The following is a 17850-nucleotide window of genomic DNA, read 5'->3' as shown; positions in this document are numbered from 1 at the left end:
GAACGGTACGCCCTAATCTGGATACCCCGGTCCCCCCGTTCAACGGCACGGCCCGGCCGCTGTTCCCCCCGACCGTCAGCCCGCGTCCGAACGACCCCCGGGCAGGCTGCTGACCGCCGGGATCTCCAGCTCGCGCAGGAGCTTGGCCCGCATGGCGTCCTCGTAGCTCTGGTAGCCGTCGGCAAAGATCGAAAAGGCGCCGGGTCCGCGCAGGACCTCGTCCTGGAACCACGCCACCAGCTCGGCCGCCGATCGGGACCCGCCGATCACCAGCGCGTTGACCGTGACGCCGTCGAAGGGAAAGGTCTCGTAGGCGATCCGCGGCCCGAAGCTTTCGTTGTTCATGCCGTCGCCCGACACGTCGATCGTGCGGGCCCGGCAGTCCGGCGCGTCCCCCAGCCGGGTCGCGGCAAAGCCCAGCGCGGCGCCCAGCGCGGTCGGCAGCTCGTTGTGGCTCCGGCGCGCCTTGGCGATGGCCGAGGCGACGCGCCGCAGGTCGTCCTCGCTCCGCACCAGGACCCAGCCGGGCAGCAGCGGCACCTGCGCGCGCCGCCCCGACCATTCGAAGGCATAAAGGGCGACGGGATCGCCCAGCAGGAAGGCCCGCACCACGTCGGGCGCCACGAGAGCCCGCCCCGTCCCCTCGCGCTGGAGCCGGTCCTCGGCCGCATCGACCGAGGACGACACGTCCAGCGCCAGAACCAGCGCCAGCCGGCAGTCCTGCGCCGCGGCGCCGCCCGCCGCCAGCCCCAGGAGCAGCGCCGCCCCCCGGACCGTCCGTGCCAGGACCGGGGGGCAGGGCCTCATCTCACCAGTGGCCCGTGTTGGGCATGGAGGACCAGGGCTCCTGCGGCGCCTTGCGCGGGCCCCGCTGCAGCAGCTCGATCGACACGTTGTCGGGCGACCGGACGAACGCCATGTGCCCGTCGCGCGGCGGGCGGTTGATCGTCACGCCCGAATCCATGAGCTGCTGGCACATCTCGTAGATGTCGTCGACCTCGTAGGCCAGGTGCCCGAAATGCCGCGAATCGGACGGCAGCCCCTCGTCCCCGTCCCAGTTCCAGGTCAGCTCGACCGGGCACTCCTCCTGGCCGGGCGGCGCCAGGAACACGAGCGAGAAGCGGCCCCCCTCGTTGTCGATGCGCCGGATCTCCCGAAGGCCCAGCTTTTCATAGAAGGCCATGCTCTTCTCCAGGTCGAGCACCCGGACCATGGTGTGCAGATAGCGGATCGTCATTCGTCCCCTCCTTGTCGGACGGCAACCTAGCAGCGCCGCCCCGCCGCGCCAGCCCTGCGGCTGCGGCGCAAGGGCCGGGGCGCCGCAGGCGGATCGGGTCCGTCGCGGCCTTGACCCTTTGGCCCCCCAAGCCGCAAGACGGTCCCGACCAGAGGAGGACAGCCCATGCCGCTCACGCCCGAACAGGAAGCCGAGATCGCCGCCCTCCGCGATGCGCCGCGCCCCACCCTCCGTCCGGTGGCGGACGGGATGGAAAAGCACCTCCACCTCGTCCATCCGGTGCTCGACCACGGCTTCGTCCGCGTGGTGGACTACATGGGCGACGACTCCTCCATCGTGCAGGCCGCCCGCGTCAGCTACGGGCGCGGCACCAAGTCCGTGCAGAACGACGAGGGGCTGATCCGCTACCTCATGCGCCACTGGCACTCGACCCCCTTCGAGATGTGCGAGATCAAGCTCCATGTGAAGCTGCCGGTCTTCGTGGCCCGCCAGTGGATCCGCCACCGCACCGCGAGCGTGAACGAATACTCCGCCCGCTACTCCATCCTCGACCGGGAGTTCTACATCCCCGCCCGCGAGGCGCTGGCCGCCCAGAGCGCGGTGAACAACCAGGGACGGGGGGACGTGCTGGGCGACGACGAGGCCGCCCGCGTGCTCGACTGGCTGCGCGAGGATGCGACCCAGACCTACGACCATTATGAGGCGATGATTTCCCAGGAAGGGCAGCAGGGCCTCGCGCGCGAGCTTGCCCGCATGAACCTCCCCATGAACGTCTACACCCAGTGGTACTGGAAGACGAACCTCCACAACCTGTTCAACTTCATCCGCCTGCGTGCCGATTCCCACGCCCAGTACGAGATCCGCGTCTACGCCGACGCCATCGCGGGGATCGTCCGCGACTGGGTGCCCTTCGCCTGGACCGCCTTCGAGGATTTCCGCATGGGCGGCGTCAGCCTGTCCGCGAAGGCCGTCGAGGTGCTCCGCCGCCGCCTGGCCGGCGAGGTCGTCACGCAGGAAACCTCCGGCATGAGCAAGGGCGAATGGCGCGAGTTCGAGGCCGTCTGGAGCTAACGGCCCCTTAACCATCTTGTGCCATGCTTCCCCCTGCGACGGCCCGGGACCACATGCTCCCGCCCGCGCCCCCGGAGGCCGGCCCCCGTGCCGATGTGAACCGCCCCGCCGGGCCATAGCTCTTTGGGGACCACATGGGCGGGGTCCGCTGGTGCCATGCCAGCCGCCGCGCGTCGAGGACGCGCCCCGGGGCCTTTGGATCCTTGCGGCCTCGCGTCGGCCTCCTTGACGCTACGGCCGCTGTTCTGTTCCCGCTTTGGCAACAATGTGACCTGTGGCATGATCCCTCGGGTCCGTTCACCGGGGGAGGCGATCATGCGACGACTGACGGCGGCCCTGGTGGCGGTCCTTGGCCTGACGGCTTGCGCCGCCAGCGCGGCCACGGTCACGCCCGCCGTCCTCGACTTCGAGGATGCCGCCCTTGGCAGCACCGGCACGTCGCTCGTCGTTGGCGATTACCTCGTGCTCGGGATGGGGGATCGCTCGCCCGGCGTCGTGGCCGGTGATCCGACAGGCGCCACCGGCAATGCGTCCCAACTTCTGGCGGCAGCGGGCGGCGCGTTCTTCACGCTTCAACGGCTGGACGTGCAACCCTTCCGCCTCGCGGGCCTCGACGTGTCCGCCGTCCTCGACTCCGGCCTTGCCGCCTCGGGGGAGCTTCTGATCTCCGATGGCGACGGAACCACCCTCGCCAGCATCCCGCTGACAGGGGACAGCCCGGTCTTCGTCAATCTCGCGGGTTCCCTGTCCAGCACGACCTCGCTGCAGTTCGCCTTCGCTCCCGGCAGCACCGGGACTTTCGCGATCGACAACGTCGCGCTGGCTCCGGTGGCGCCAATCCCCGCGCCCACGCCGGCGGCGGCGCTGCTCCTGGGGCTGGGTCTCCTCGGCGCGGCGGCGCGGCGACGGCGCGCCTGACCGGCTGGGCCTGGCCCGACCCCGCCCGGAACGCAAAAGGCCGGAGCGATGCCCCGGCCTTCATCCATTCAGGCGGGCAGGGTCACTGCGACTTGCGCAGGTTCCCGGCCATCTGCCGCCCGTCGCGGCCCTGGATCATGTCGAACTCGATCTTCTGGTTGTCGGCCAGGCCGGTCATGCCCGATTGCTCGACGGCGCTGATATGCACGAAGATGTCCTTCCCCCCGTCGTCAGGGGCGATGAAGCCATAGCCCTTCGTCGTGTTGAACCATTTCACGGTGCCCTTGGGCATAGTCAGTCTCTCCATCGCGTCTTGGCCGGGCCAGGGCCGGTCCCTTCGTGCGATCTAGGGGCCGAGCAAAACGGGGCAACGCTTGCTCTGCCGGAAATTGCAGGACCTCCCAAAGCGAAAGCCCCGGACTGCCTGCGCAATCCGGGGCTCCGCCCGTCAGTTCAGCAGGCCGCTCAGAAGGTGCCCGAACCCGTGCTGCCCGAGCCGGTTCCGGTCGTGCCGCCGCTCAGCGAGGTACGCTCGCCGGTGCGCTCGTCCTCGATCTCGACCTCGGTCTTGCGGACGGTGTCCTGGATGGTCTGGTGCTGGACCTCGGTCTCCTGACGCAGGCCGATCTCCTCGACCACGCGGGCTTCCTTGGCGACCACCGGGGTCTCGGCCGTTTCGCGGGCCTCGATCACCTGGTCGCGCAGGTCGACGTCCCCAGGATTGACGGCGCGGTCCACCGGACGGCGCTCGACATAGACGCGGGTGGCGCGCAGGTCCACGTCGGCCGAGACCGGCTCCTCGCGGACATAGGACCGGACGCGGACGCGGCCCATCTCCTGCTCGCGCTTGCCGACGGCCAGTCGTTCCTCGATCACCTTGACGGTGCCATCCTCGTTCAGCTCGTTGTCACGGTAGCCCGTGGCGCCGAAGTCGGTCGACCCCGTGCCGCCGATCGCACCGGTGGCGCCCAAGTCGCCCGCCCCGCCGAGGCCGCCGGTCTGGCCCATGGAGCCCGACGAGGCATAGCCCTGCTGCTGCGACCCCAGGTCGGCCTGGCTGCGACGGCCCATGTCGGCGGCCATCTGCACGTTCCGGTCCTGCAGCCCGTCGTCATAGATCGTGCCGCGGGTGTTCATTCCGCCGACGTCCGAGGTGTCCTCCGAGCCCGCGATCCCGGCCGACCCGGTGGCGTACTGGCCCGAATGCCCGCCCGCCATGCCGCCCGTGCCCGAGATGTCGGCCGAACCCTGGTAGCCGCCCCAGCCCGAGGACCGCCACTCGCTCTCGCGGGCGTCGATGTCCACAGAGCCTTCGTCGTCCAGGATATCGACGATCGTGTCGTGCAGACCGGGATCGAAGCCGGTCACCGTCACCATGGTCGACCCGCGCGACAGGCCCTCGGCGTAGGTGTAGCGGTCCTCATCCGGGAAGAAGAAGTCCGACAGCGAGTCCCAGAAGCCCTTGTGCTGGTCGCGGTAGGTGGTGTCGTTGTAGTCCGTGGTGCCCGAATAGCTTTGCGTCGCGCCGGGGGTGACGCGGATCTGCGAATCGGAGATCCCGGCCGTCCGCAGGCGGGACACGGCACGTTCGGCTTCGGCGCTGTTGTCGAAAAGGGCCGTGACGGTTCGCGACCCCGTGTACATGTCGTCCATCATGCTGCTCACTCCTTGGTGGGTGTCTGGACTTAGGGTTTGATCGTCCAACGGGGGCAGGCGGGTCACGTCGGCCACCTGGCGGCGCACCTCGACAGGCACATCGACCTGCCGGGTCCGGGCCTGGCGGCGGACATGGACCTCCTCGACGAGAAACAGGCGCTTCTCGACGACGAGGCGTTCCTCGTAGACAGGCAGGATCGTGAGGTCTCCCTCGACGCGCGGCGCCTCGACGGCGTCCACGAAGCGGCCGACCGGGATGCGCTCGACCTCCACGCTCGTCTCTTCGACGGTGTCCCGGACCGTTTCCGCATGGGCTTCGGTCCGGGTGGCGACGCGAACGCCGCCCTGGTCCACGACGCGCTTGCCGAGCACGACCCGTTCTTCGATGCGTTCGATGAACGCGCCCTCGGGGAGCCGCTCGGCCAGGCGGAGCCGCTCCTCGTCGGAAAGGGAATCAGTCGTGCCGGAAATGGGGGAAAGCGCCATGGGTCCTCGCCGTCTGTCTGCCCCGTTAGGCGGGATGCAGGACAAACGGCCTCCGCGCGCGGTTCGTTCCGCGCGCGGACCCAGAAATTAGGGGGCGATCAGCCCCGCTGGTCGGGCGCCCGCGCTTCGCCTGCGAGTTGTGCGATGGCCTCGCCCAGAGGCATCACCTTTTGCCCGTCCTCGCCCAGCCGGCGCATGGACACGGTCCTGCCCTCGACCTCCTTCATGCCCAGCGCCAGGATCACCGGGACCTTGCCGACCGAGTGTTCGCGGACCTTGTAGTTGATCTTCTCGTTCCGCGTATCGGCCTCGGCGCGCAGCCCCGCCGCCTGCAGTGCCTCGGTCACCTCGCGGACATAGTCGTCCGCGTCCGAGACGATCGAGGCCACGACGATCTGCCGGGGGGCGAGCCAGAAGGGGAACTTGCCCGCGTAGTTCTCGATCAGGATGCCGAGGAACCGCTCGAAGCTGCCCAGGATCGCGCGGTGGAGCATGTAGGGCCGGTGCTTGGCCCCGTCCTCGGCCACGTATTCGGCGCCTAGGCGGTCGGGCAGGTTGGGGTCCACCTGGAACGTGCCGCACTGCCACTTCCGGCCGATCGCGTCGGTGAGCTTGAAGTCGAGCTTCGGCCCATAGAACGCCCCCTCGCCGGGATCGACCTCGAAGTCGCGCCCCGTGGCCCGGATCGCCGCCTCGAGCGCGCCCTCGACCTTGTCCCAGGTCTCGTCCGAGCCGATCCGCTTCTCGGGGCGGGTGGAGAACTTGATCTCGAAGCCGTCGAAGCCGAGGTCCTCGTAGACGGAGGCCAGGAGCTCGATGAAGGCCCGGCACTCCTCACCGATCTGGTCCTCGGTGCAGAAGATGTGGGCGTCGTCCTGCGTGAAGCCGCGCACCCGCATCAGCCCGTGCATCGAGCCCGAGGATTCATAGCGGTGGCAGGCCCCGAATTCGGCGAGCCGAAGCGGCAGGTCGCGGTAGCTCTTGAGGCCCTGGTTGTAGACCTGGACGTGGCAGGGGCAGTTCATGGGCTTGAGCGCGTTGATGCGCTTCTCCTTGGCCCCGTCCTCGTCCACCTCCACGATGAACATGTTCTCGCGGTAGTTCTCCCAGTGGCCGGACTTCTCCCACAGGATGCGGTCGAGCACCTGGGGCGTGCGGATCTCCTTGTAGCCCGCGCGCCGCAGCCGCCGGCCCATGTAGTCCTGGAGCGTCCGCCAGAGCGTCCAGCCGTTCGGGTGCCAGAACACCATCCCCGGCGCCTCTTCCTGCATGTGGAAGAGCTCCATCTCGCGGCCGAGCTTGCGGTGGTCGCGCTTGGCGGCCTCCTCCAGCATCGTCAGGTGCGCCTTGAGCTCGTCGCGGTTGCGGAAGGCCACGCCGGTGATCCGCTGGAGCTGCGGCCGGTTCACGTCGCCGAACCAGTAGGCGCCCGAGACGCCCATCAGCCGGAAGGCGTCGCCCGGAAGCTGCCCGGTGTTCTGCAGGTGCGGGCCGCGGCAGAGGTCCTGCCAGTCGCCGTGCCAGTACATCCGGATGGGCTCGCCCTCCGGGATGCGGTTGATGAGCTCGACCTTGAAGGGTTCGCCGTTCGCCTCGTAGTGGGCGATGGCGCGGGCGCGGTCCCAGACCTCGGTCCGGATCGGGTCCTTGGCGCCGATGATGCGGCGCATCTCGGCCTCGATGGCGCCCAGGTCCTCGGGCGTGAAGGGCTCCTTGCGGTCGAAGTCGTAGAACCAGCCCGTCTCGGTCACGGGGCCGATCGTCACCTTCACGTCGGGCCAGAGCGCCTGGACGGCGCGGGCCATGACGTGGGCGAGGTCGTGCCGGATCAGCTCGAGCCCCTCGGCGTCCTTGAGCGTCTTGATGGCCAGCGCGCCGTCGGCCTCGATCGGCCACTGGAGATCCCAGTGACGGCCGTCGAGGGTCGCCGAAACAGCAGACTTGGCCAGGGAAGGGGCAATGGACTGCGCCACCTGCGCGGCGGTGACTCCGGCGTCGTACTGCCGGGATTGTCCATCGGGGAATGTCAGGGAGATGGAGGCCATAGCCTGCTCCTCGTCGGTTTGGCGCCCACGATTGCGCCCGGTTGCGGGTCCGGGGGTTCTGCCCCCCGCTTGCGGAACCGTCAAGGGCCGAGCACCATGCAACCGCAGCGAAGCAGGAGACGCGCCATGGAGACCATCACCACGCCCCAGGGACGGACGCTCGCGATGATGCGGCAGGCGGGGCAGGGGCCCCACGTCGTGTTCCTGGGCGGCTTCCGCTCGGACATGACGGGCACCAAGGCCGCCTGGCTGGCCGACTGGGCGCAGGCCCAGGGCCGGGCCTTCATCCGCTTCGACTACTCCGGCCACGGCCAGAGCGAGGGCGCCTTCGAGGACGGGGCCATCGGCCAGTGGCTCGAGGACGCCGAGGCGGTCCTCGACCTCGCGCCCGGGCCGGTGACCCTCGTGGGGTCGTCGATGGGGGGGTGGATCTCCCTCCTGATCGCGCGCCGGTCGCCCGAACGGGTGGCGGGCCTCGTCACCATCGCCGCCGCGCCGGACTTCACCGAGGATTCCTACTGGGCCAACGCGCCCGACTTCCTCCAGGAGCAGCTCCTGAACGAAGGGATCATCCATCTGCCATCGGAATACGGCGCGCCCTATCCGATCACCCGCAAGCTGATCGAGGACGGACGCGACCACCTCGTGCTCCGCTCGCCGCTCCACCTGCCGATGCCGACGCGGATGCTCCAGGGCTCGGCGGACGAGGACGTGTCCATGGCGACGGCCCAGCGGCTGTTCGACCACGCAACGGGGCCGGACATCCGGCTGACGCTGGTCAAGGACGCCGACCACCGGTTCTCCTCGCCGCGCTGCCTCAAGCTCATCGCCCAGGCCATCGGCGAGGTGTCCGGCTGAGCTGGCCCGCCGCGGTCAGTCGGCGCTGGATGCGGCGACGGCGGGCATGACGATCGAGGGCCGGGGCCGGCGCTCGGACTTGCCCTCGTTGTCGTCCATGAACTTGAGCACCAGGGGCCGGATGTTGTCGCGCCAGCTCTTGCCCGCGAAGATCCCGTAATGGCCGGCCTTGGGTTCGAGATGCGCGGCCTTCTTCGCGTCGGGCAGGCCCGTCAGCAGGTCGAGGGCAGCAAGGCACTGACCGGGGGCGGAGATGTCGTCCTTCTCCCCTTCGACCACCATGACCGCCACGGTGCTGATGCGTCCGATGTCCACGGCCCGGCCGGCGACGTTGAACGCGTTCCGCGCGACCTCCCGGCCCTTGAAGATGCGCTCCACGGTCGAAAGGTAGAACTCGGCGGTCATGTCCATGACGGCCAGGTACTCGTCGTAGAAGGCGTTGTGCTTGTCGTGATCGGAGGCCTCGCCCTTGGAGGCGCGGAAGATCTGGTCCACGAAGCTTTCGGTGTGGGTCTGGGCGTTCATGGACATGAAGGACGCGAGCTGAAGCAGCCCGGGATAGACCATCCGTCCCACGCCCTTGTACTTGTAGCCCACCTGCTGGATCACGAGCTGCTCGAGCTGGCCCATGGTCACGCGGCGGCCGAAGTCGGTCACGTCCGTGGCGTTGGCATCGGGGTCGATGGGGCCGCCCACAAGGATCAGGGACCGGGGCTGCGCCTCGGGCGCCTGCTCGGCCAGGAGGGCCGTCGCGGCGAGGACCAGGGGCGCGGGCTGGCAGATGGCCATGACGTGGATGTCGGGGCCGAGGTGGCGCATGAACTCGGTGACGTAGAGGGTATAATCCTCGATGTCGAACTTGCCCTCGCTCACCGGGATGTCGCGGGCGTTGTGCCAGTCGGTGATGAAGACCTCGCAATCCGGCAGGAGCGAGATCACCGTCTTGCGCAGCAGCGTGGCGTAGTGCCCCGACATTGGCGCCACGAGCAGCACGCGCCGCTGGCGCGGAAAGCGCCCCGGCACGCGGAAGTGGATGAGATTGCCGAAGGGCTTGGCGATCAGCGTCTCGATCCGGACGGTGTGGTCGCGCCCGTCATCGCCGGTGACCGCCGAGATGCCCCAGTCCGGCTTGACCACCATGCGGGCGAAGGTCCGCTCGGTCACGTCGCCCCAGGCCTTGATCCATTCGACCAGCGGATTGCCCGTGGCCGCCATGGCCGGGTAGGCGCCGATGGCCCGCGCCGTCGCGCCTAGCCACTGATTGGTGTTGCGCACGCTTTCCATGAGGTCGTAGGTCAACATATACTTCATGGCAGGTCTCCGGCTCAGGGCGGGCAAGGATCGCATCCAGGTCCTTGACGACGCCTTGATGCTGCAACTGCAAAACTAACGCGGGGTTCCGCTTATGGCAACGGAGCGCACAGACACGAACGAGGGAGGGCAGCAAATGGGCCGCAACCTCGAGGTGTTCGAAGGGAACCTGAAGAAGATCGACGCCCTGACCAAGCGGCTGGTGGCCATCATGGCCAAGCGCAGGAAGGTCCCCGCCGCGCTCCAGGGTCCGTCGCAGGACCTTTATCTCAAGGCGGCGCAGGCCTGGATGTCCGAAGCGATGGAGCATCCCGCCAAGATCATCGAGCTGCAGGCCGGATACTGGGGCAAGACGCTCGCCCACTTCGCCGAGGCGCAGGCCGCGCTGGCCAAGGGACCGTTCAAGGCGCCCGAGGATCCTGGGCCCAGGGACAAGCGGTTCTCGAACCCGCTCTGGGAAAGCCATCCGTGGTTCAATTTCTGGAAGCAGCAGTACCTGATCAACGCCGAGGCCGTGCAGAAGGCCGTGGAGCAGACGGACGGACTGACGGCCAAGGACAAGAAGCGGCTCCAGTACTTCTCCCGCCAGATCGTGGACATGCTGGCGCCGACGAACTTCCTCGCCACCAACCCCGACGCGCTCGAACGCGCGATCGAGACGGACGGCCAGTCGCTCGTGGATGGCCTCGCCAACCTCGTGGCCGATCTGGAGCGCAACGACGGCGAGCTGATCGTGCGCCTGGCCGACGAGAGCGCGTTTCAGGTGGGCGAGAACCTTGCCACCACGCCGGGCGAGGTCGTCTTCCGCAACCGGATGTTCGAGCTGATCCAGTACACCCCCACCACGGATCAGGTGCGCGAGATCCCGGTCGTGATCTTTCCGCCGTGGATCAACAAGTTCTACATCCTCGACCTCAAGGCGCAGAACAGCCTGATCAAGTGGGTCGTGGATCAGGGCTTCACGCTCTTCGTGGTGTCCTGGGTCAACCCCGACCCGTCCTACAGGGACACGACGATGGACGACTACGTGCAGGACGGCTACCTGGCCGCCCTGCGCGAGGTGAAGGCGATCTGCGGGACCCAGGCGGTCAACGCCGTCGGCTACTGCATCGCCGGGACCACGCTGGCCCTGACGCTGGCGCTGATGAAGAAGCGGGGCGACACCACGGTGAACTCCGCCACGTTCTTCACCACGCTCACGGACTTTTCGGACCAGGGCGAGGTCGGGGTCTTCCTCGACGACGACTTCGTGGATGGCATCGAGAAGGAGTCGATGGAGAAGGGGGTGCTCGAAGCCTTCTTCATGTCGCGCACCTTCAGCTATCTGCGCTCGAACGACCTCATCTACCAGCCGGCCATCCGGTCCTACATGATGGGGCAAACGCCGCCGGCCTTCGACCTGCTCTACTGGAACGGCGATTCCACCAACCTTCCCGCCAAGATGGCCGTCGAATACCTGCGCGGGCTTTGCCAGGACGACCTGTTCGCCACGGACGGCTTCCCGATCTGCGGACAGACGGCGCACATCTCCGAGGTGGACGTCCCGCTCTGCGCCGTGGCCTGCGAGACGGATCACATCGCGGGCTGGAAGTCCTCCTACCGGGGCGTCCAGCAGATGGGCGCGACGGACAAGACCTTCATCCTGTCCGAATCGGGCCACATCGCCGGCATCGTGAACCCGCCCTCCAAGAAGAAGTACGGCCATTGGACCGGCCACGACCTGTCCCTGCCGCCCGAGGAATGGCTGAAGTCGGCCGAAAAGCACGACGGAAGCTGGTGGCCCCGCTGGGGGGAATGGCTGGGCGCCCGGTCCGGCGGTCTCGTGCCTGCGCGCCAGCCCGGCGACGCCGCTCATCCGCCCTTGGCCCCCGCGCCCGGCACCTATGTGCGCGCGGTGCCCGCCGTCTCCTGACCCTGCGGCAATCTGGCACGCCAGATTCCGCGCATCCCCTTGCTGCGGCGCAGAGGAAACCCTTGCAATGCTGCACCGCAGCATCCATATTTCGGTCACTGAACGCGGGGGCGACGCCCTCGACTCCAATTCCGAAAGGATACCGAGATGGCTTCGACCGATTACGCCCAGATGATGAAGGACATGATGAGCAACTTCCCCGTGGACACGTCCTCGGTCGAGAACCTCGCCAAGTCCCAGGCCGCCCTGGCCGAGAAGATGTCCGCCGTCGCCATCGAGGCCGCGCAGAAGTCCACCGAGCTGTCGGCCCGCTGGATGCAGGACACGCTGTCCAAGCTTTCGACCGTGACCCAGGTCAAGGCCGAGCCCGCCGACTACGCCAAGTCCGTGACCGACTTCGTGTCGACCTCGGCCGAAGCCGCCGCCGAGCACATGGCCGCCTTCGCCGAGATCGCCAAGCGCGTCCAGACCGAAACGCTCGAGCTGCTGATGGCGGCCGGCAAGGACATGTCCGAAGACATGACCGCCGCCGCCCGCAAGGCCACGGCCGACATGACCACCGCCGCCACGAACGGCGTCAAGGTCACCTCGACCTCCACCAACGTCTGATCCCGTCCGGGATCGAGCGATGGCCGGGCGGGAGACTTCTCCTGCCGGATCATAGATGAGGGCGGGCCCAGGCGGGTCCGCCCTTTCTTTTTGCGAACGGGCGTCCTAGGCTGTTTGCAGTCGCAGCAAGTGGGGCCGTCCATGCCTGAGAACGATAAGCCGCTCCTGATCAAGCGCTACGCGAGCCGCCGTCTCTACAACACCGAAACGAGCGACTACGTGACCTTGGAGGACATCGCGGCCTTCATCCGCCAGGGCAGGGACGTGCAGATCGTGGATCTCAAGTCCGGGGACGACCTGACCCGGCAGTATCTGCTCCAGATCATCGCCGAACATGAAAGCCGGGGCGAGAACGTCCTGCCCACCGATGTGCTGACCTCGCTCGTGCGGACCTACACCACCCAGGCCGCCGCCGTCATGCCCCAGTTCCTGGCCGCCAGCTTCGAGATGATGCGCGACAGCCAGGCCAAGATGCTGGAGCAGATGACCAAGGGCAATCCGATGACGAAGCTTCCGGGCTTCGAGGCCATGCGCGCCCAGCAGGAAGCGTTCTTCAAGGCGCTCACAGGCGGCCTCTCCGGGACCTCGGGGCCCCAGAAGGACGAGGACGAGGACAAGAAAAGGTGACCTTGCGGGCGTCCGGGGACCGCTGTGTTCCCGCGACGGGTCGGCCCTCAAGGACGGGCGGAAGGTCGGCCCTGGTCATTGACGGATGACGACGCTTTGACCCGACGCCCAGGCAAGCCGCCGGAACGGAACCCGCCGCGGCGCCCTGATGGGGAAGGGCCGCGACCCTTCCCCGTGATCCGTCACGCGACTTCGCTGAAAACCTTGTCCAGCGCGCGGCCGAGCTTGGTGAACATTTCATCCATCTGCGCGTCGGTCATGATGAACGGCGGGGCCAGCACGATGGCCTGGCCCAGCGGACGGCAGATCAGACCCTGATCGGTCGAGGCATTCGCGATCCGCTCGGACACCGAAAGCTTGCTGTCGAAGGGCCGCTTGGTGGCCTTGTCGGCCACCGCCTCCAGCGCCCCCATCAGGCCCACGCCCCGCCATTCGCCGATGTTCGGATGCTCGGCAAGCTTGGCCATGCCGGCCTGGAACTTCGGGGTCAGGCGCTTCACGTTGTCCGCCAAGCCCTCGTTCAGGATCACGTCGATGGCCTTGAGCGCGATGGCGCAGCCGACCGGGTGGCCCGATGCGGTGAAGCCATGGGGAAACTCCTCGATGGCGTCCGAGGCGCGCTGCAGCCGGTCCGTCAGCTCCGGCCCCAGGATGACGGCCCCCATCGGGAAGAAGCCGGCCGTCAGGTTCTTGGAGGAGATGATGGCATCCGGCATGAAGCCGAAGGTCTCGCAGCCCCAGGTGCTGCCGGTGCGACCGAACCCGCAGATCACCTCGTCCGAGATGAGCGGGATGCCGTGCTTCTTCAGGATCGGCTGGATGGCCTGGAAGTAGCCCTTGGATGGCACGATGACGCCGCCCGCGCCCATGACCGGCTCGGCCACGAAGCCCGCGATGGTATCGGCGCCTTCGCGGGCGATCACCTCCTCCAGTTCATCGGCCATGCGCTGGGTGAACTGCTCCTCGGTCTCCCCATCCGCTCCGTTCCGCCAGTAATGCGGGCAGGTCAGATGGATGAACCCGGGCAGCGGAAGCCCGAACACGCTGTTGTAGGGCTTGCCGGTCATCGAGGCCGAGACCGCCGTCACGCCGTGGTAGGCGTTGATCCGCGTCAGGATCTTGCGGCGCTGGGGGTTCCCCTCCGAGGCGTGAAGGAACCAGAGCATCTTGACCAGGGTGTCGTTCGCCTCGCTCCCCGAGTTGGTGTAGAACACCTTCCCGCTCTCGAAGGGCGAAACCTCCACCAGCTTCTCGCTCAGCATCACCGTCTGGTCGGACAGGCGGCCGAAGAAGGCGTGATAGCCCGGGAAGCGGGCGTACTGCTCCTGCGCGGCGGCGATCAGGCCCGGGTGGTCGAAGCCCGCCACCATGTTCCACAGCGCCGAGTTCGCGTCGAGGTACTCGCGCCCATGCACATCGTAGATGTAGGGCCCCTTGCCATGCGTGAGGACCACGGCGCCGCGCTGTCGCACCGAGGGAAGGTCCGTGAAGCCGTAGAAGGTGGCGGCGTCGGCGCGCGCTTCCCAGCTGTTGGGGCTCTGGTCATTCATGGCGGCTCTCCTCGTTCTGACAATGTCTAACCTGTCGGCCGCGCTGCGGGCAATGCGAGCCGGCGCGGGATCGACGCTGGCCAGCGCAAGATCCTCGCGTCCGCCCGTAGTTGCGCCGAACGGCCTTGCGCGGAGGTCGCTCCCGGCCCTTCAGACGCCCAGCCGGTCGCGCATGGCGTACCAGGTCATCGCCAGGGTGAGCAGCGGCGCCCGCGCCAGGGCCCCGCCCGGAAACCGTGGCGTGGGCAGGAGGGCGAGCGCGTCGAAGCGCCCCGCCTGGCCCAGGATCGCCTCGGCCATCGCGCGGCCCGAGATCCCGGACAGCGCCACGCCATGCCCCGAGAAGCCGCCGCCCGACAGGATGTTCGGCGCGACCCGGAGCAGCAGCGGCAGGCGCGTCATGGTGATGCCCAGCGTGCCCCCCCAGACATGTTCGATCTTCGCTCCGGTCAGCTGGGGAAACAGGTCCGCGAGCCGGCGTCGCAGCGGTCCGGCGATGTCGCGCGGAAAGCCGAGCCCGTAGCTTTCCCGACCGCCGAAGAGGAAGCGGCGGTCCTCGGAAAAGCGGTAGTAGTTGACCACGAACTTGGAGTCCGCGACCGCGATGTCCTCGGCCAGCACGTCCTGCCAGCGGTCGGGCAGGGGTTCGGTCGCACCGATGAAGCTGTTGATCGGCATGACCCGGGCCGCAACCCGAGGCTCCAGGTCGGGCATGTAGCCGTTCCCGGCCAGGATGACATGATCGGCGCGAAGTTCCCCGTCCCGGGTCCGCAGCACGGCGGGCTGCCCGTTCTCGATCCCCAGGACGATGGACCCCTCGTGGATCACCGCGCCGGCCCGTTCCGCCGCGCGGGCCAGGGCCAGGGCATAGCGCAGCGGGTGGATGTGGCCCGCGCCCCGGTCCAGCGCTCCCGCGACATAGAGGGGCGACTTGACCAGCGCCCGGAACGCCTCCCTGTCCATGACCTCGATCTGGTCATAGCCATAATGACGGGCAAGATGCTCGGCGGCCTCGCGGGTGTCGCGCGCTTCCGACGCCGAGTATTCCCCATGCGCCACGCCGGGCCGGTAATGCGCCTCGGGCGCCTCGGCGGCGCAGAAGTCGCGCAGCTGGCGCTTGCCCTCCTCGGCGACGTCCCAGACGGCGCGGGCGGCGTCGCGGCCCATGCGGGCCTCCAGCTTGCGCTGGTCCCAGTTGTAACCCGTCCCGACCTGGCCGCCGTTGCGCCCCGAGGCGCCCCAGCCGACCCGGTGCGCCTCGAGGATCACGGGCTTCAGGCCACGTTCGGCCAGGGTCTTTGCGGCCCAGAGCCCGGTGTAGCCCGCGCCGACGATGGCCACGTCGGCGCGGTGCGATCCCTTGAGGGGGCCGCGGGGGGCGGCGACCTGCGCGGAGGCGGCGTACCACGAGGACGGATAGGCCCCGGGGGTGGGATCGTTCCGGCTCAGCGGATCACGCGGCATCAGACGTTCAGCAGGAGATGCTCCCGCTCCCAGGGGCTGATGACCTGCAGGAATTCCTCGTTCTCGGTCCGCTTGACGATCGAATAGACCCGGGCGAACTCCTCGCCCAGCACGCCGTGCAGATCCTTGGCCTCTTCGAACAGGTCCAGCGCATCCGACAGCGAATAGGGGATCTCCGCGTCCGACTTGTAGGCGTCGCCTTCGAACATCTGCCCGGCCGGCGTCTGCTGCACCATGCCCAGGTAGCCGCAGGCGAGGCTGGCGGCGATGCAAAGGTACGGGTTGCAGTCCATGCCCGGCAGCCGGTTCTCGATCCGTCGCGCCTCGGGCGAGGACACGGGCACGCGCAGCCCCGTGGTCCGGTTGTCGCGCCCCCATTCCAGGTTGATCGGCGCGGCGTGGTTGCGGACATAGCGGCGGTAGCTGTTGACGTAAGGCGCGATGACCGCGATGGCCGCCGGCATGTGCCGCTGGAGGCCCCCCACGAAGTTCAGGAAGTCCGGAGTCTCTTCGCCGTTCGGGCCACAGAAGATGTTGCGGCCCTTGGTGTCCACCACCGAATGGTGGATGTGCATGGCCGATCCGGGTTCGCCCTCGATGGGCTTGGCCATGAAGGTCGCGAAGCAGTCGTGCTTGAGCGCCGCCTCGCGGATCAGCCGCTTGAAGAAGAACACATCGTCCGCGAGCCGCACCGGATCGCCATGGCGCAGGTTGATCTCCAGCTGCCCCGCGCCGCCTTCCTGGGTGATGCCGTCGATCTCGATGCCCTGGATCTCGGCATATTCGTAGATGTCGTCGATGACGGGGCCGTATTCGTCCACCGCGGTCATGGAATAGGCCTGGCGCGCCGCGGCCGGACGGCCGGTCCGGCCCATCATCGGCACGATCTCCTTGGCGGGGTCGATGTTCTTGCCGACGAGGTAGAACTCCATCTCGGGCGCGATGATCGGGGTCCAGCCCCGCTCGCGGTAAAGCGCCACGACCCGCTTGAGCACGTTGCGCGGCGCGACGCCGATGGGCTGGCCCGACATGTCGAAGGCGTCGTGGATCACCTGGAGCGTTCCGTCCACCGCCCAGGGCGCCGCCGTCGCGGTGTCGAGGTCGGGGCGCAGGATCATGTCCGGCTCGGTGAAGCCGTCGGTCGCGGCCTCGGCCCAGTCGCCGGTGATCGTCTGAAAGAAGATCGAGTTCGGCAGGTGGAAGTACTGCTGCCGCTCCCACTTGGCGGCCGGCACGGCCTTGCCGCGCGCGATGCCAGGGAAGTCGGCGATCACGCACTCGACCTCGTCGAGGCGGTTCTTGTCGAGGTAGTCCCGCGCGGCGGCGGGAATCCGGTCGTTCCAGCTCATGCCGCCACCCGTTCCTTGAAGAAGCGCGCGATCCGGTCGGCAAGCCGGCCGTCGTCGATCGGCTGCTCGACCGCCGCCTTGGCCGCATCGAGAAGCGGATCGGGCACCAGCCCGCGGCCCCGCTTCTCGATCATGTCGGCAACGAAGCCCTGATCGAACTCGGGGTGGGCCTGCACGGTGAAGATGCGGTTCCCATACACGAGCGCGGCGTTGGCGCAGAAGGGGGAGGAGGCCACGGCGACCGCGTCCTCCGGCTTGTCCACCACCTGATCCTGGTGCCAGGAGTTGAGGGCGACCCGTTCTCCGCCCCAGTCGTATTCCGTGCGGCCCACGGACCAGCCGCCCGGCCACTTCTCGACCTTGCCGCCCAGCGCCTGGGCGATGATCTGGTGGCCGAAGCAGATGCCGACCAGCGGCACGGCCTCGGCGTAGATGTCGCGGATCAGCCGCTCGAGCGGCGGGATCCAGGGATGATCCTCGTAGGCGCCGTGGCGCGATCCGGTGATGAGCCAGCCTTCCGCGTCATGCGGGCCGGAGGGGAACTCCCCGTCGACGACGGCCCAGGTGCGGAAGGTCAGGCCCTTGTCCTTGAGAAGCCGCTCGAAGAGATCCGGATAGTCGCCATAGTCGGGCCGAAGCGCGTCGGGCGCGTGGCCGGTCTGCAAGATGCCGATAAGCATGGGAGTCTCGTGTTGAGGTGCCTTTGCCTACGCCCGGACCCGGGGGGGTCGTCAAGCCCTCCGGCCTCCGGGATCGG

Annotated in this window: 16 protein-coding genes; 6 read left to right on the top strand and 10 right to left on the bottom strand. The window is 68.3% G+C overall.

Annotation, left to right across the window (positions count from 1 at the left end):
- Positions 1–75: 75 nt before the first annotated feature.
- Positions 76–807 carry a DUF1194 domain-containing protein gene (locus J3P31_RS04000; RefSeq protein WP_210527110.1) on the bottom strand — a complete coding sequence of 244 codons (732 nt, stop codon included), beginning with the start codon at positions 805–807 and terminating at the stop codon, positions 76–78.
- Between the two features lies 1 nt (position 808).
- Positions 809–1237 carry a VOC family protein gene (locus J3P31_RS03995; RefSeq protein ID WP_210527109.1) on the bottom strand — a complete coding sequence of 143 codons (429 nt, stop codon included), beginning with the start codon at positions 1235–1237 and terminating at the stop codon, positions 809–811.
- A gap of 165 nt (positions 1238–1402) precedes the next feature.
- On the opposite strand from J3P31_RS03995, the gene thyX reads away from it, so the two are divergent.
- Positions 1403–2308 carry an FAD-dependent thymidylate synthase gene (gene thyX, locus J3P31_RS03990; protein WP_210527108.1) on the top strand — a complete coding sequence of 302 codons (906 nt, stop codon included), beginning with the start codon at positions 1403–1405 and terminating at the stop codon, positions 2306–2308.
- Positions 2309–2623: 315 nt separating this feature from the next.
- On the top strand, positions 2624–3226 hold the full coding sequence (locus J3P31_RS03985; RefSeq protein WP_210527107.1) for a hypothetical protein: 603 nt from the start codon (positions 2624–2626) through the stop codon (positions 3224–3226).
- Positions 3227–3308: 82 nt separating this feature from the next.
- Here the strand turns inward: J3P31_RS03985 and J3P31_RS03980 are convergent, their stop codons facing one another.
- From J3P31_RS03980 to thrS, 3 genes are all read right to left on the bottom strand, one after another.
- Complete coding sequence (locus J3P31_RS03980; RefSeq protein ID WP_210527106.1) at positions 3309–3518, bottom strand: cold-shock protein; 210 nt, start codon at positions 3516–3518, stop codon at positions 3309–3311.
- Between the two features lie 173 nt (positions 3519–3691).
- Positions 3692–5368 carry a DUF2382 domain-containing protein gene (locus J3P31_RS03975; protein WP_210527105.1) on the bottom strand — a complete coding sequence of 559 codons (1677 nt, stop codon included), beginning with the start codon at positions 5366–5368 and terminating at the stop codon, positions 3692–3694.
- Positions 5369–5466: 98 nt separating this feature from the next.
- A complete protein-coding gene (gene thrS, locus J3P31_RS03970; protein ID WP_210527104.1) occupies positions 5467–7413 on the bottom strand; it encodes a threonine--tRNA ligase in 1947 nt (648 codons plus the stop codon).
- A 126-nt stretch (positions 7414–7539) separates the two neighbouring features.
- On the opposite strand from thrS, the gene J3P31_RS03965 reads away from it, so the two are divergent.
- Entirely contained in the window at positions 7540–8271 is a 732-nt protein-coding gene (locus tag J3P31_RS03965) for an alpha/beta hydrolase (RefSeq protein ID WP_210527103.1), read from the top strand.
- 15 nt (positions 8272–8286) lie between these two features.
- Here the strand turns inward: J3P31_RS03965 and phaZ are convergent, their stop codons facing one another.
- A complete protein-coding gene (gene phaZ / locus J3P31_RS03960; RefSeq protein WP_210527102.1) occupies positions 8287–9582 on the bottom strand; it encodes a polyhydroxyalkanoate depolymerase in 1296 nt (431 codons plus the stop codon).
- A gap of 136 nt (positions 9583–9718) precedes the next feature.
- On the opposite strand from phaZ, the gene J3P31_RS03955 reads away from it, so the two are divergent.
- From J3P31_RS03955 to phaR, 3 genes are all read left to right on the top strand, one after another.
- Positions 9719–11494, top strand: a complete 1776-nt coding sequence (locus tag J3P31_RS03955) for a PHA/PHB synthase family protein (RefSeq protein ID WP_246849261.1) — start codon at positions 9719–9721, stop codon at positions 11492–11494.
- A 147-nt stretch (positions 11495–11641) separates the two neighbouring features.
- Complete coding sequence (locus tag J3P31_RS03950) at positions 11642–12103, top strand: Phasin (RefSeq protein ID WP_210527100.1); 462 nt, start codon at positions 11642–11644, stop codon at positions 12101–12103.
- A gap of 141 nt (positions 12104–12244) precedes the next feature.
- Positions 12245–12730, top strand: coding sequence for a polyhydroxyalkanoate synthesis repressor PhaR (phaR, locus tag J3P31_RS03945; RefSeq protein WP_210527099.1), 486 nt, complete (start codon positions 12245–12247; stop codon positions 12728–12730).
- Positions 12731–12912: 182 nt separating this feature from the next.
- On the opposite strand, the gene J3P31_RS03940 is transcribed toward phaR, so the two are convergent.
- From J3P31_RS03940 to J3P31_RS03925, 4 genes are all read right to left on the bottom strand, one after another.
- Positions 12913–14280: an aminotransferase gene (locus J3P31_RS03940; RefSeq protein WP_210527098.1), complete on the bottom strand. Its 1368-nt coding sequence runs from the start codon at positions 14278–14280 to the stop codon at positions 12913–12915.
- A gap of 150 nt (positions 14281–14430) precedes the next feature.
- Complete coding sequence (locus J3P31_RS03935) at positions 14431–15744, bottom strand: NAD(P)/FAD-dependent oxidoreductase (RefSeq protein WP_210527097.1); 1314 nt, start codon at positions 15742–15744, stop codon at positions 14431–14433.
- Positions 15744–17093 (bottom strand): glutamine synthetase family protein, encoded by a 1350-nt coding sequence (locus J3P31_RS03930; RefSeq protein WP_210527096.1) that lies wholly within the window; start codon positions 17091–17093, stop codon positions 15744–15746. The genes J3P31_RS03935 and J3P31_RS03930 overlap by 1 nt, the downstream gene beginning before the upstream one ends.
- Entirely contained in the window at positions 17090–17773 is a 684-nt protein-coding gene (locus tag J3P31_RS03925) for a type 1 glutamine amidotransferase (protein WP_210527095.1), read from the bottom strand. Before J3P31_RS03925 ends, J3P31_RS03930 begins: the two co-directional genes overlap by 4 nt.
- Positions 17774–17850: the final 77 nt, after the last annotated feature.

It is taken from the genome of Rubellimicrobium arenae (genome assembly GCF_017916275.1).
GTDB lineage: Bacteria > Pseudomonadota > Alphaproteobacteria > Rhodobacterales > Rhodobacteraceae > Rubellimicrobium > Rubellimicrobium arenae.
Note: the sequence above shows the minus strand (reverse complement) of the source record. Positions and strands in the feature narration are given on the sequence as shown.

Bases quoted from the DNA above. Each gene is read 5' to 3' on its own strand.
- J3P31_RS04000 (WP_210527110.1), bottom strand. From the start codon at position 807: ATGAGGCCCTGCCCCCCGGTCCTGGCACGGACGGTCCGGGGGGCGGCG.
- J3P31_RS03995 (WP_210527109.1), bottom strand. From the start codon at position 1,237: ATGACGATCCGCTATCTGCACACCATGGTCCGGGTGCTCGACCTGGAG.
- thyX (WP_210527108.1), top strand. From the start codon at position 1,403: ATGCCGCTCACGCCCGAACAGGAAGCCGAGATCGCCGCCCTCCGCGAT.
- J3P31_RS03985 (WP_210527107.1), top strand. From the start codon at position 2,624: ATGCGACGACTGACGGCGGCCCTGGTGGCGGTCCTTGGCCTGACGGCT.
- J3P31_RS03980 (WP_210527106.1), bottom strand. From the start codon at position 3,518: ATGCCCAAGGGCACCGTGAAATGGTTCAACACGACGAAGGGCTATGGC.
- J3P31_RS03975 (WP_210527105.1), bottom strand. From the start codon at position 5,368: ATGGCGCTTTCCCCCATTTCCGGCACGACTGATTCCCTTTCCGACGAG.
- thrS (WP_210527104.1), bottom strand. From the start codon at position 7,413: ATGGCCTCCATCTCCCTGACATTCCCCGATGGACAATCCCGGCAGTAC.
- J3P31_RS03965 (WP_210527103.1), top strand. From the start codon at position 7,540: ATGGAGACCATCACCACGCCCCAGGGACGGACGCTCGCGATGATGCGG.
- phaZ (WP_210527102.1), bottom strand. From the start codon at position 9,582: ATGAAGTATATGTTGACCTACGACCTCATGGAAAGCGTGCGCAACACC.
- J3P31_RS03955 (WP_246849261.1), top strand. From the start codon at position 9,719: ATGGGCCGCAACCTCGAGGTGTTCGAAGGGAACCTGAAGAAGATCGAC.
- J3P31_RS03950 (WP_210527100.1), top strand. From the start codon at position 11,642: ATGGCTTCGACCGATTACGCCCAGATGATGAAGGACATGATGAGCAAC.
- phaR (WP_210527099.1), top strand. From the start codon at position 12,245: ATGCCTGAGAACGATAAGCCGCTCCTGATCAAGCGCTACGCGAGCCGC.
- J3P31_RS03940 (WP_210527098.1), bottom strand. From the start codon at position 14,280: ATGAATGACCAGAGCCCCAACAGCTGGGAAGCGCGCGCCGACGCCGCC.
- J3P31_RS03935 (WP_210527097.1), bottom strand. From the start codon at position 15,744: ATGCCGCGTGATCCGCTGAGCCGGAACGATCCCACCCCCGGGGCCTAT.
- J3P31_RS03930 (WP_210527096.1), bottom strand. From the start codon at position 17,093: ATGAGCTGGAACGACCGGATTCCCGCCGCCGCGCGGGACTACCTCGAC.
- J3P31_RS03925 (WP_210527095.1), bottom strand. From the start codon at position 17,773: ATGCTTATCGGCATCTTGCAGACCGGCCACGCGCCCGACGCGCTTCGG.